Here is a 13,183-nt window from a genome sequence, read left to right as displayed (position 1 = left end):
GACGACGAGCGCCAGACTGTTAGGCGAGTCTCCCGGCCCTCTCCCCACGCCCCAGCGCCATGATCGTAAAGCCCGCCTCGCGCCAGCGGGCCAGATCGAAGACCCCGCGTCCGTCGATCACCGCACGCTCGGCCACGAGCTCCGCGACACGAGCAGGATCAAGGTCGCGGTACACCTGCCACTCCGTCGCGAGGATGAGCAAGCGCGCGCCGCTCATCGCCTCCTCGAGATCGTCCACGAGGGTCAACTCCTCGTAGCGGCCTCGCACGACCGCGAGAGCCTGCGGATCCGTGATCCGCACATCAGCACCGTGGCGCGCGAGGGAAAGGGCGATGTCGATCGCGGGCGAATCACGCACGTCATCGCTATAGGGCTTGAATGCCGCGCCGAGAACCGTGATGGGCACCCCCGTGAGGTCCCCGTTGAAATACTCGAGGGCGAGCTCCACGGGGCGCGCGCGACGCTTCTGATTGATGCGATCGACGTTGCGGAGAAATTCGAAGGACTCCCCCACACCGTGCTCCTCCGCACTCGCAATGAAGGCCCGCACGTCTTTAGGGAGACAGCCGCCGCCGAAGCCGATGCCGGCTTTGAGGAAGCGTCGGCCAATGCGCTCGTCAAGACCGATCGCCTCGGCAACCTCGACAACGTCGGCGCCCGTCGCCTCACACATCTCCGCGACCGCGTTGACGAAACTGATCTTCGTTGCGAGGAACGCATTCGCGCTCACCTTCACGAGCTCGGCGCTCTCGTACCCGTACACAAGGCGGGGCGTCCCGGCCTCGAGGATCGAGGCGTACACCTCGTCGAGATGCGTGATGGAAAACTTCTGCTCCTCGTGCACGCCGTATACGAGGCGATCCGGGCCGAGCGTATCTTTCACCGCGTACCCCTCGCGCAAAAACTCCGGATTCCACGCGAGTTCGACGTTCGGAAGATCCGCAAATGCCTCGCTGAGGCCGCGCGCTGTCCCAACGGGCACGGTCGATTTGCCCACCACAAGGATCCTGTCGCGCGTCGATCCGGCGAGAATTTCCCTCAGGCCCTTGCGTACAGCATGGAGAGCGGCGAGATCCGCGGAGCCGTCGGACCCCTGCGGCGTACCCACGCACACAAAGTGCACGTCGCACTCGCGCACATCCGCGAGATCCGTCGAGAAATGGAGATTTCCGCGCTCGAGAGCTGCGGAGAGTTTTTCGGGGAAACTGGGCTCGAAAAATGGCGCTTCACCGCGCTCAAGCTTGGCGATCCTCTCGGTATCCACATCGATCCCCACGACATCGTGCCCCAGTTCCGCCATGCATACCGCGTGAACTGCACCAAGATATCCGAGCCCAATAACCGAGATTTTCATATATATCCTTGTGACGAAGAAGTAAGCGAATCTTTGACGGCGAAAAACCGTCATTGATTCGACCCTACCGACCGCACACTCACACCCCGGCCCGGGTTACCGAGAATTCACCGCGTACTTTCAGCCGTTCACGCGCCCGTTAACAATGTCTGGTTTCCGACGGTCGCCGCGACCACTCGACCCCACACGGATCAATCGTGCGGCGACGAGTGCGGGTCAGCGATCACGGCCGACTCGTAGTATTCGCGCAACTGTTCTTCTTGCGTGAACGTCAAATGACCGAGCCCGTTCGCGCGCGGGGCATCCTCGAGAATTTCGCGCCGAACCGCGGTTCTGGGGCCACTTTCATCAAGGTCAATATATTCGTAGGGAATATAGATTTCACGCGTACCGAAAGGCCCGAGTGCAAGCGTCACAAAAGAGATTTTTTGAGTGCGATCATTGAGGAAAATTTCGCACACTTTACCGAGGCGCGCACCGGAGGCATCGCGCACGAGAGCGTTGCGGAGTCGATCAAGCTCAACCTCGGTCGCCATACACGCTACTTTCTGCTCGTCGGGGTAAACGGATCGGCTTCGCGCAGCGGGATGACGAACATGCGCAAGAAAATCGAGAGGTCATGGTCATAGAGGCCATCGCCCATGAGGGCATCGCGCATGAAGACCCCCGTCCACATCGCGACGATCGAGCGGGCAATCCACTCGGGGCTCGCACCTTCGTCGAGCCAGCCCTTTTCTTCGTACATCTCAAAAAGGGCGGTGAGCTTCTCTTCTGCCATCGTCTGCATTCCCACGATCGCTTCGTGACCGGGGTGATCCTTTTCGACAGCCTCGGCCCTCACGACGGCGAACATCACGGACTGGTACTGCCGCACCGCATCCCAGTCACGAATCGCCGCGGGCTCTTGCGCCGTCTCGACGAAGTCATCGATGAGCTCTTCAAAATGGCGTGCCGCGCGCTCGAGGACCGCCTGGAGCAAGGTTTCCTTACGGGAAAAATGATGGAGCATACCCGGGTGGGAGATTCCCACGCGCTCGGAAATATCGCGAAGCGACGTGCCACGGTAGCCGTACGTGGAGAACAGGAGCGTCGCTTCCTCGAGGATGACCTCGCGAGTGCGCTCTCCGCGCGCCCGCGTGAGGTTGACTCTGGCGCCGTGATCGGGCGATGGATCGGCCGTGCGACGGGCTGCTCGGCGATCGGGGGTCATGGGCAACACTCCTAGGCTCTGTGACGGCGCGTGAACCTTGTGGCTGCTACGCACGCTCGCCCGCACAACACTGTAGGGTCACGACCTGCACGTACGCTAAGTTACGGCGATGAGCATGGGGGTGGATTCACGGGCGAATACCAATATTTCCAGCAGTTACTCCCAGTATGTCACAGCTTCGAGGCTTCAGCCCGCAAGCCGCTCGCATATCTGCACCGCGTTGAGGGCCGCGCCCTTGCGAAGGTTGTCCGAGGACACGAAGAAGATAAGTCCGCGACCATCCGGAACCGCCTGATCACTGCGGAACCGCCCCACGAATGTGCCGTCGCGCCCTGCAGCAAGGCGCGACGTGGGCACATCAACGAGGTCGACGCCCACCTGGGCCCGGACCGCTTCCTCGGCTTCGTCCACGGTGATCGGCCGCTCAAACTCGGCGTGGATGCTGAGCGAATGCCCCGTGAACACCCCAATGCGCACGCACGTGCCCGACACACGGAGATCCGGAAGATCGAGAATGCGCCGGGACTCATTGCGGAGTTTTTGCTCTTCATCGGTCTCGAGCGAGCCGTCGTCCACAAGCGCCCCCGCGAACGGGACCGCGTTGAACGCGATCGGAGCTGGATACACGCATGGCGCCGGCTCAGCATCGACTCGGCCATCGAGGGCGAGCGACTCAAGGTCATTCACGTGGGCGCGCGTTTGGTTCGCAAGCTCGTCGACGCCTTTGAGGCCGCTGCCGGACACAGCCTGGTAGGTCGCAACCGTGAGCCGCTCGAGCCCGGCGCGCTCGTGAAGAGCCTTGAGGGTCGGCATCGCCGCCATCGTCGTGCAGTTCGGGTTCGCAATAATGCCTTTCGGCGCTTTCTCGGCACACTCTCCGTTCACTTCGGCGACAACGAGCGGGACATCCGGATCCTTACGCCACGCGGAACTGTTGTCGATCACAGTGGCACCGGCGCGTGCAAACACGGGAGCGAGGCGCTTCGAGGTCGCACCACCCGCGCTGAACAACGCGATATCGACCGTATTGCCCTCACCCTCGAGCACTGCGGTCTCGGCGTTTTCTACCACGAGGTCCTCGCCATTGACACGCATACGCGTACCCGCCGAACGCTCGGACGCAAAAAGGCGGATTCGCGAGTGCCGCACGCGACGCTCTTCGAGAAGCGCGAGCATGACACGGCCCACCTGGCCCGTTGCCCCCACGACAGCAATGACCGGCCCCGACGGGTCCCTATCCATAACCTTTTCGCCCATTGCCCTCTCCTTTCGGTCGCGCTCAGCGACCCGTTCCGGCGTAAATGATGGCTTCACCCTCGCCGTCGAGGCCGAAAGCCGTGTGGAGCACCCGCACAGCCTGGTCGAGCTCGTCGACGCGAGTCACGACGCTGATGCGGATCTCCGAGGTCGAAATCATCGAAATATTGATCCCCGCGTTCGACAGCGCGCGGAACGCCGTCGCGGACACGCCGGGGTTCGACTTCATGCCCGCGCCAATAATCGAGACCTTGCCGATCTGGCCGGTGTACCGCAACTCGCGATAGCCGATCTCGCTTCGCGCTGCCTCGAGCGCACGTGTGGCAGCCTCGGCGTGCGCCTCGGGAATTGTGAACGAAATCGCGACTGTACCGTCGACAGTTGAGACATTCTGGACGATCATGTCGACATGCGCGCCGACGGACGCGACGAGTTCGAAAATTGCCGCGGCTTTCCCGGGCGTATCGGGGACCTCGACGAGGGTCACCATACCCTCGCTGCGGTCGTGGGCGATGCCCGTGATCATCGGGGCCTCATGGCCCCCTTCTGTCAGGAATGCCACGGGGGCCTCCTCCTTCGTAGGTGAAACATCACAGGCGCCCGCGAGTGCGCCAAGGCGGGTAAGGTCGGGGTCGATCGGGAAGTCCCGATCGGGATCCTCGCAAATCACGGTGCCGATACGGCCGCTGTGGCTCGAACGCACGTGGAGTGGAACCTCGAAACGGCGCGCGTACTCGACACATCGAAGGGCGAGAATCTTCGCTCCGGCAGCGGCCATTTCCAGCATCTCCTCGGAGCTGATCTCGGGGATGCGGCATGCGCTCGACACGATGCGCGGATCGGCGGTAAAGATTCCATCCACGTCGCTGTAGATCTCGCACACGTCTGCCTCGAGCGCTGCCGCGAGGGCGACGGCGGTGGTGTCGCTCCCGCCGCGACCGAGAGTCGTGATTTCCTTCGTCGTGCGCGACACCCCTTGAAAGCCCGCGACGATGGCGACGTGACCGTTGTCGAGCGCGCTGCGGATACGCCCGGGGGTCACGTCAATGATGTGGGCGCCGCCGTGAAGCTCGTCGGTAATCATGCCCGCCTGCGAGCCCGTGTATGCCCGCGCGCTCACGCCATTGGCGTTGAGGGCCATCGAGAGCACCGCCATCGAGATGCGTTCGCCCGCCGTGAGCAGCATGTCGAGTTCGCGGGCGGGCGGCTGCGCGGTCACTTCTTGAGCGAGGTCGATGAGTTCATCGGTCATGTCCCCCATCGCCGAGACGACGACCACGACTTCGTGGCCCGCCTTCGCGTACAGAGCGATGCGCGCGGCGACGCGCTTGATCGCGGCGGCATCCTCAACGGAGGATCCGCCAAATTTTTGTACGACAAGCGCCATGGGCGAGCTTCCCTTTCGCGCGCGGGGTTACCGCGGTAGTGGCATGAATGCGGGGTGGTGCCATTGTGACAGGCGAGGCCGCGGGGATGAGTGCAGCGCGCCCGTTGCGTCTCACACTGTGAGGCGTCCCGCGTGCAGCTCCTCGAGACTCTCCGGGATATCGTGCTCGCCTTTGATCGTGGGAGGCTCGACCGTGGCGGGCGTCACCTGTTCTTCGCCGAGCCCAAAGTCGGGCAACACACCGGTTCTCGAGGCCGCCTTGGCGATTTGCTCGAGCGTCGCGTCTTTCGGTAGACCAAGTTTCATCGCCTGACGTTCGCGCAGAGCCGCCCTCACGCGCGGATCGTCCGCGAGATCCGTCCGTGTGCCGCGCTGAGGTGCAATGGCTGAGAACGGCACCTCTCTGCGCATGTACCAGCCCGCAGGGCCGTAAACGATCGTGCGCAGGTCAATCGCCATCGCGCGGTAGGTGGCGATCATCCCCAATGCGCTCGCCGCGAATCCCGAGATCCCAAGAACCCAGAGGTGCACTGGGCCCGCGAGGGCTGCGTCACCGGTCACCTGGAGCACGACGAGCAACGCGATGAGGCACACGGCTTCCACTGCGGCGAGACCAAGGGTTGTCACCCACACGACGCCCCGCTCCCATCGATTCACGGCCATGCGCTCAGTAATCGTGGGATAGGTGCGCTGATCCCGGACCCCCCGTTTTGATGGCGGTATGAGGTGGAACAGGGAGAGCACGAGCGGTGGCAGCCATGCGAAGGCGCCCAGCCACGCAATGAGCAGGATGAGTGCCGCGATGCGCGTCGTGAGGGAAAAATCCGTCGCGCCGGAGACGTCGCCAACGCCGCCATCGAACGTAAAAAGTTGCCCGAAATCGGCAAAGTAGTAAAACGGCACAACCAGCACAGCAACGGTCAGGACCTGCCACCAGCGGTACCGGGCGATAGTGCGGAACGACTGCGCCACGACGCGCGGGTTTGCGATGAACCTATTGCGCGGCAGGTGCCGACGATCCTGCGCGAATAGAACGCGCGTGTAGTGACCGTAGTTGTCCGTGCCAATCGCAGCCTGGCGCCTCATTTCCAGCTCGCCGAGTCCCGGCAGCTTCAGCGGGTTTGATGCACGCGCGAGTCCAGCCGCGAGAGGCGCGCTCAACAGTGCGATCACAAGCATCTGGAGGTACCCCGACACGACGATGTAAGAAAAGTCGGCGAGGATGAAGGTGTTACCGGGAAGCGCGGTAAGGATCATCGATAGGACGATCACTGCGAGCTCGGGGCACAGGATCCACTTCGCAAACGACCAGCCGATCGCCCTTCGAAACTCCTTCTCCGTGAGGTACTCGCGGGGGCGTAGCCGCGCAACCGACCGCAGACCGAGCGCTGCCGCCCCCAGACCGGCGAGCGCGCCTAAGGGCGCCGACCCAAAAGCTATGAACAGCACGACACCCGGTGACGCGCCGAGTCCGTTGAGGAGCGATGCCACGAACGATGGCTCGGCAATCGCGAAAATCGGCAAAAACAAAAACAGCGGGGTCAGCGAACCGAGAAACACCATCGCGAGCGCTCCCCAACTGACAAACCCCACAATTGCCATCCACACCCAAATCTTCCGGCCCGTGGCCGCGCGCATCGACCGCGCGGATTCGCACAAGACTTCCTCGGGAAGGTCGACGACGTCGTCTCCCGTGGGCAGCCTTTCCGGCTCGGGCAAGTCGAGCAGTGGCGGAAGTGACTGCGCCGAAGGCCCGGCGAGCGTCGGAATCCCCATGCCCTGGCCCGGCCTTCCCGGGTGAGTGCCCTGCACCATCGAAACCCCCTAGAAAGTGCGCCGCCCCGCGAACGCGCGGCCAAGAGTCATCTCATCAGCGTAATCAAGGTCCCCGCCGACCGGAAGGCCCGAGGCCAGACGCGTGACCTCGACTCCGGAGTCCGCAAGCGTGCGCGCGATGTAGGTGCTCGTCGCCTCGCCCTGAACGTTCGGGTCCAGCGCAAGGATCACTTCGGTGATGCCTCCTTGCGAGACGCGATCCTGAAGTTCCTGAATACGCAGGTCCGCCGGGCCGACTCCCCCGATTGGGTCGATCGCGCCGCCGAGCACGTGGTAGCGACCCCGATACTCGCGAAGCCGCTCGATCGCAAAAACATCGCGGGGCTCCTCCACAACGCACAGGAGCTCACCGTTGCGACGCTCGTCGAGGCAGATCGCACAGCGTTCTTCCTCTGCGATATTGCCGCACACCTCGCAAAAGCGGATGCGCTTTTTCACCTCGGTGAGGGTCGAGGCCAGCCGTTCGATCGACGCGCTCTCCGCACCGAGCACGTAAAACGCGATGCGCTGCGCCGACTTGGGGCCCACCCCGGGGAGCATCCCGAGTTCGTCGATCAGATCCTGCACGATTCCCTGAAACACACCTAAACTCTATGGCACGGGTGAGACAAATAAACTCGTAAACTCGCCCCACGCCCGTTCTCAACGCGAAAGCACACCATGACCATCCACACGACTCCCGGCGGAAGCGATGTCGAAAACGGCCGCGGCTACACGACACTCACCGTGCTCGATCAGCCCTCCGTGCCGCTCGCCGCCGTCCGCGTCAACGACCTTGCGATGGACGCGCTCGGAGACTATGCGAGCGTGGTTGCTGATGCTCTGCCCGCGGCGCTCGAGCGCGAAGGCGCCGAGATCACCGGGCACCTGGTTGTCGTGTTTTACCGCGTTGGCGGCATCGACAGCGCTCACGCGCAGAGCGATGTCGCTATCGGTTTCCCGATCGAACGTCCGCTTTCGAGGGATATCGACGTGAGGTCCGACGCTTGCCCGGGCGAGACCACACTCCACGCAAGTACCGTCACCCTCCCCGAGGGGCGCATCGCAGCTCTTTCGCACAACGGCCCCTACAGCACGCGCGACGACTCGTGGAATGCCCTGCTCACAACTCTCACGGACCGCGGGCTCGAGCCCACGCCGCCGTTTTGGGAAGTGTCGATTCCCGTTGCCGAGCAGGACACGGTCGTGACAACCTCACGCACCGATCTTTTCGCACCGCTTGCCCCGCTGAACTAGGAGCGGGCCATGCTTGCCGACGGTCAAGACGACCCCCTCGATTTCAGCGCCGTTCGACTCGCGCGGGCCTACCGCGACGGAGAGCTCACGCCGAGCGTCCACGTCGAGCGCGCACTCGAGCGCGCCCATGAACGCGGCGCGAAGGTCGGGGCGTTTTCGTGTGTCACCGACGATCGTGCCCGCACGCAAGCCGAGCGCGCCGAGGAGATGCTGCTCGCAGAACGCTCTGCGGGCAAAACGCCAGCGCCTTTCCTCGCCGGCATTCCCCTACCGATCAAAGACCTCGTCGAAGTCGAAGGGCTGCCATTCGAGGCCGGCTCCCCCGCTCTCGCAGGAAGCATATCGACTCGCACCGATGGCATCGCCGAGGATCTCATCGCCGCCGGCACCCTCACGCTCGGGAAAACCACGACGAGCGAGTTCGGGATGAGCGTGTTTAGCGAATCGCCACTCGGAGCGGCCCGCACTCCGTGGGATGTGCGGCGCACCGCAGGCGGTTCGAGCGGCGGCGCCGGTGCAGCCGTCGCGTGCGGCATCGCGCCACTCGCCCACGGCAACGACGCCGGCGGAAGCGTGCGTGTGCCCGCTGCCTGCAATGGCGTCCTCGGCATGGTGACCTCGCGTGGAACGGTAAGCGCCGGACCACACGGCCTCGACGGGCCGGGACTCGCGCGCCACGGAATGCTCGCGCGCACGGTCGCGGATCTCGCCCTCGGCATCGATCTCATCGCCCACGCACGGCCAGGCGATTCATTCGCTGGCACGCGGCCCACACGGGGCGCGGGCTGCGGCGCAACCTCTTCAGTCGAGGCGTCGCTCGCTGCGCTCGATGCGCGAAAGGTTTCACCGCTCAGGATCGGTGTGCTCACCTCGCCCATGGTCGCCGAGGTAGAGCTCGCGGCCTCCTCTCTCGAAGCCGTCGAGCGTGCCCGCTCGCTGCTCGAGGCCCTCGGGCACACAACCATCGAGATCCCCGCACCGATGACACCGAAGGATTGGCAAACGTTCATGCCCGTGTGGGCTGTGGGAGCAGCGTCGATTCCGCTGCCGTACGGTCCGGCCGGGAGCGCCGAAGCCCGCGCCGGGGAGGAGGCAGCGGGCGTTGGAGCACTCACGCGCTGGCTACGCGGCATCGGCGCCGAGGTCACCGGACTTGAGTACGCCGCCGCCATCGCGCGCATCCAGGAACTTACGCGACGCATGGCCGAGGCGTGGGAGAGCTTCGACGCGATCCTCACGCCGATGCTGTCCGAGCCGCCCGTGCTCGCGGATCGCATCCCCGACGACCCGCGCGAGGACTTCGATTTTCAATCGCGCTTCACACCGTTCACGAGCGTGTGGAATATGAATGGGTTCGCCGCCATGAGCGTGCCACTGCATCGCACAGTGGTCGACGGAATCGAACTGCCCGTAGGCGTCCACCTCGGGGGAACTCGGCCGGGAGCCGAGACCACTCTTCTCAGTATCGCCGCGCAGCTCGAGGCCCTCGACCCCTGGCCCCTACTCGTCGCGCCCTGAAAAGCCCAGGCGCGGCTCGCCCCTTCCGCCGCTCTCCTCGCCCGTGCCGTCACACTTCATGAAAAAACAGCCAGCACCAAGCCCTCACCGACCCCCAAGCCCACAATTTCTTCATACTCCGAGACGCGATCAGCGCCCAGAGTGAAGGGCCGACCCCAGAGCCGAGGCCAGAACAGCCCCTGCCGCCGCTCTCCTCGCCCGCACCGTCACACTTCATGAAAAAACAGCCAGCACCAAGCCCTCACCGACCCCCAAGCCCACAATTTCTTCATACTCCGAGACGCCATCGGCGCCCAGAGCGCAACGCCGAGAGCGCAGCATCGACGCCCGAACACAAATTTTCATAAGCGAGATCAGGCAAATCGAGATAGGGGCTCAGGGCTGCTCGTCGATAACCTCGAGCACCTCGCCGCCGAGGAATTCCTCAACAATGTCTCGACCGGGGCGGCGCTGCGAGCCAGTTGACGACGCGTCTTCGTCATCGAGCGAAGCCCCCTGGAAGGGATCATCGTAATTATGACCCTCGGCGCTCACGTGCGATTCTTGAGCCTTGGGCGAGTGCTGGCTGCGTCCATTGAGCCCATAGCCAGCATGTGCACCGCTGCCGTGTCGATTGGCTTGCGCTTCGTGGAGGGCCTGACGCGCAAGCGCAGCACCCGTCAGACGCGGCGCACCAGCGGGACCCAGACCCGGGCCCCGCTTGAGCTCCTGTCTTTCGGGAGCCTGATCGCGTTGCACATCTGGTTGCGTGCGTAGTCCCCAGCTGTCTTCATCTGTCGACGTAGCGGTTGCTGTCCCCGACCATGCATCGGTCTGCTCCGCATCAACCTCGGCCTGAGCCCGCCCGATTGCTGGATCCTTTTCGTGCCCCGCCGGGACGTTCGCCTCGGGTGCATCTACGAGAGTCGCCGCAGGTTCAAAACCCTGACCGAACGCGCTTGCCATCGCCTCCTTGAGAGCCTTCTGGCCGTGGGTGCGAGGCTCTCCCTCGCCTGGTTGTGCCGGGATGCGCACCGGCTCCGTGACCCCGCGCGGCATCGAAGCAGTGTCGCGCGCGGGCGTCGGTTCTTCAAACTGCGCCCGAGGTTCAGGCTCCGGCTCGGAGGTGCGCTGCGGTGTGTAGTCCTCAGACGGGGCATCCTCGTCACCGGGAGGCTCCTCGTCGAAGAACGGCGGCACGTCCGCGTCCGGCTCGCGAGGGGCGGCAACTGCCACGGGAGGCTGGCCCCCTGGAGACGCCTCCGCGTCGCGCGTTGCGCGTGCATTCGCTGCGTTCTGCCCGGGCACGTGCGGTGAAGGCGCCGGATGCTCGGCTGGAGCAACGGCATCGCCCCACCGCTCAGTGGGCGCGGCGGCCTTGGGGGGTCCACCTTCGCGTGATCGATTGCCGTTCGCGGGCGAACCATTGGAGGGAGAACCGCCGCGCCCATCTCCCGGCGGCACATCGCCAGAGGTAGCCTCGACCGTCACGTCGATGCGCATGATGCGCCGCACGGCCTCGGCCATATGCGGCGCGTGCTGGCCGCGATAGAAAGCATTGACGAGCCCTTGGCTGCGGAAACTCAACACGAGGGTCGAGCCGTCAAACGACTGAATGCCCGCATTTTGAGCGATAAGCGCCCACGATGCGCGCTTGAGCGTCTGCAGCGTATCCATAAGCGCCGACCAGTGCCCCTCAACATCGCTCGCACTCGCGCCCGAATCCGCCGGTGTGGCCTGCGGGTTCGCTCCGTCCGTCGCAGAATGGGCCGGTTGCTCAGGGGTCGGGTTCGGCTTCAGGGAGTCCGACGGTTGCTGCGACACAAGGTCGCCCCATGAATCATCGCTGTTGCTCGGCACTGGTCGCCGTGGCTGCGATTGAGGTTGCTCCGGCGTCGGCCGAGAGGACTGCGCGTTTTTCACGGGTTCCGCTTCAGGCGAGGCTGGCACGTGCTCCGGCCCTTCTTGAGCCTTGGGCTGCGTCCGAAGCTGGTCTGCCTGCACCGCTCTCTGCTCTTCTCGCGCGGGGTCTCGGTGCGCGTGCGGCGACGATTCCTCGGCCTGCGGCGCTCGCGAGACCTGACCTTTGTCGCGGCCCGCGGCCGCCGCTGCCTGTTCCCGTGCAATTTGCACGGCGCGCTGACGTGGAGACAGGGGTTGGCGGGAGGCGTCGGACTGCGCAGCCCCGCCCCCATTCGCGCCACCGAAAGAGGCGCCCGGGGCGCCGCCCACCGCGCCGGGGCGTGCCCCGATTGCGCCCTCCCCCGTACCCGTCGCCGGGCTGAGAAGGAGCCTCGCGGCGAGCAATTCGAGATGTAAGCGTGGCGAGGTCGCGCCCACCATGGAGTTGAGGGCTTCGCTCGTCACCTGCGCCAAATGCGTAAGCGTGCGAGGCTCGAAATCCTCGGCCTGGGAACTCAGGCGTTGGACCTGGTCGCTAGGAACGTCCGGAAGCAGCTCGCGTGCGCGCTCGGGCGCAGCTACGAGAACGATGAGATCACGGAAGCGCTCGAGCAGGTCCTCGACAAAGCGCCTAGGCTCGTGGCCCGAGCCGATCACCTCGTCGAGAACGCCGAACAGGGTCGCGGCGTCGTGTGCCGCGATGGCATCAACCGCGCGATTAAGCAGTTCAACGTCGGTGAAGCCGAGCAGGTTCGTCGCAACCTCAAGCTCGACACCGCGTTCGTCAGAGCCGGCGATCAGCTGGTCGAGCACGCTCAACGTGTCACGGGCCGAGCCGCCGCCCGCACGCACGGCGAGCGAGAGGACCCCGTCCTCAACAGTGACGCCCTCCTGAGCACAAATCTGCTCGAGGTAGGGAAGCAGCACCTGCGGCGGGATGAGGCGGAACGGATAGTGGTGGGTGCGCGAACGAATCGTGCCGATCACCTTGTCGGGCTCGGTCGTCGCGAACACAAACTTGACGTGCTCGGGCGGCTCCTCAACGAGCTTGAGCAGCGCGTTGAAGCCGGCCGAGGTGACCATGTGGGCCTCGTCGATGATGAAGACCTTGAAGCGGTCGCGGACCGGAGCAAAAGCTGCACGTTCACGCAGGTCACGGGCATCATCCACGCCGCCGTGGCTCGCCGCGTCGATCTCGACGACGTCGAGACTGCCCGCCCCGTCGCGTGCGAGATCACGGCATGAATCGCACGTGCCGCAGGGCGTATCCGTGGGCCCCTCGGCGCAGTTCAGGCACCGCGCGAGGATGCGTGCCGACGTGGTCTTGCCGCAGCCGCGCGGGCCCGAAAAAAGATAGGCGTGGCCGATTCGGCCCGACTTCAACGCGCGCCGGATCGGCTCGGTGACGTGGTCCTGGCCGATGACCTCGGCGAAGGACTCGGGGCGATAACGACGGTAAAGAGCTGTAGCCACGACACCAGCCTAATGGAGGGCAGCATTGTGG

At 64.7% G+C, this 13,183-nt stretch carries 10 protein-coding genes; 2 read left to right on the top strand and 8 right to left on the bottom strand.

The window, feature by feature from the left end; all coding sequences use genetic code 11:
• Nucleotides 1-19: 19 nt before the first annotated feature.
• From E6X30_RS04620 to recR, 7 genes are all read right to left on the bottom strand, one after another.
• The gene (locus E6X30_RS04620; RefSeq protein WP_016663780.1) at nt 20-1,354 is read right to left on the bottom strand and encodes a UDP-glucose/GDP-mannose dehydrogenase family protein; all 1,335 of its coding nucleotides are present in this window, start codon (nt 1,352-1,354) and stop codon (nt 20-22) included.
• A 191-nt stretch (nt 1,355-1,545) separates the two neighbouring features.
• On the bottom strand, nt 1,546-1,890 hold the full coding sequence (locus E6X30_RS04615; RefSeq protein ID WP_016663779.1) for a PRC-barrel domain-containing protein: 345 nt from the start codon (nt 1,888-1,890) through the stop codon (nt 1,546-1,548).
• Nucleotides 1,891-1,895: 5 nt separating this feature from the next.
• Nucleotides 1,896-2,564, bottom strand: coding sequence for a TetR/AcrR family transcriptional regulator (locus E6X30_RS04610; protein WP_016663778.1), 669 nt, complete (start codon nt 2,562-2,564; stop codon nt 1,896-1,898).
• Nucleotides 2,565-2,750: 186 nt separating this feature from the next.
• The gene (locus E6X30_RS04605; protein ID WP_016663777.1) at nt 2,751-3,821 is read right to left on the bottom strand and encodes an aspartate-semialdehyde dehydrogenase; all 1,071 of its coding nucleotides are present in this window, start codon (nt 3,819-3,821) and stop codon (nt 2,751-2,753) included.
• A gap of 22 nt (nt 3,822-3,843) precedes the next feature.
• Nucleotides 3,844-5,208: an aspartate kinase gene (locus E6X30_RS04600; RefSeq protein ID WP_016663776.1), complete on the bottom strand. Its 1,365-nt coding sequence runs from the start codon at nt 5,206-5,208 to the stop codon at nt 3,844-3,846.
• Nucleotides 5,209-5,319: 111 nt separating this feature from the next.
• A complete protein-coding gene (locus E6X30_RS04595; RefSeq protein ID WP_016663775.1) occupies nt 5,320-7,023 on the bottom strand; it encodes a hypothetical protein in 1,704 nt (567 codons plus the stop codon).
• 9 nt (nt 7,024-7,032) lie between these two features.
• Entirely contained in the window at nt 7,033-7,626 is a 594-nt protein-coding gene (gene recR / locus E6X30_RS04590; RefSeq protein ID WP_016663774.1) for a recombination mediator RecR, read from the bottom strand.
• Between the two features lie 78 nt (nt 7,627-7,704).
• On the opposite strand from recR, the gene E6X30_RS04585 reads away from it, so the two are divergent.
• The gene (locus E6X30_RS04585) at nt 7,705-8,280 is read left to right on the top strand and encodes a hypothetical protein (protein ID WP_016663773.1); all 576 of its coding nucleotides are present in this window, start codon (nt 7,705-7,707) and stop codon (nt 8,278-8,280) included.
• Nucleotides 8,281-8,289: 9 nt separating this feature from the next.
• A complete protein-coding gene (locus E6X30_RS04580; RefSeq protein ID WP_016663772.1) occupies nt 8,290-9,798 on the top strand; it encodes an amidase in 1,509 nt (502 codons plus the stop codon).
• A gap of 375 nt (nt 9,799-10,173) precedes the next feature.
• Here the strand turns inward: E6X30_RS04580 and E6X30_RS04575 are convergent, their stop codons facing one another.
• On the bottom strand, nt 10,174-13,152 hold the full coding sequence (locus tag E6X30_RS04575) for a DNA polymerase III subunit gamma and tau (protein WP_070435590.1): 2,979 nt from the start codon (nt 13,150-13,152) through the stop codon (nt 10,174-10,176).
• Nucleotides 13,153-13,183: the final 31 nt, after the last annotated feature.

It is taken from the genome of Dermabacter sp. (assembly GCF_032550575.1).
GTDB lineage: Bacteria > Actinomycetota > Actinomycetes > Actinomycetales > Dermabacteraceae > Dermabacter > Dermabacter hominis.
Note: the sequence above shows the minus strand (reverse complement) of the source record. Positions and strands in the feature narration are given on the sequence as shown.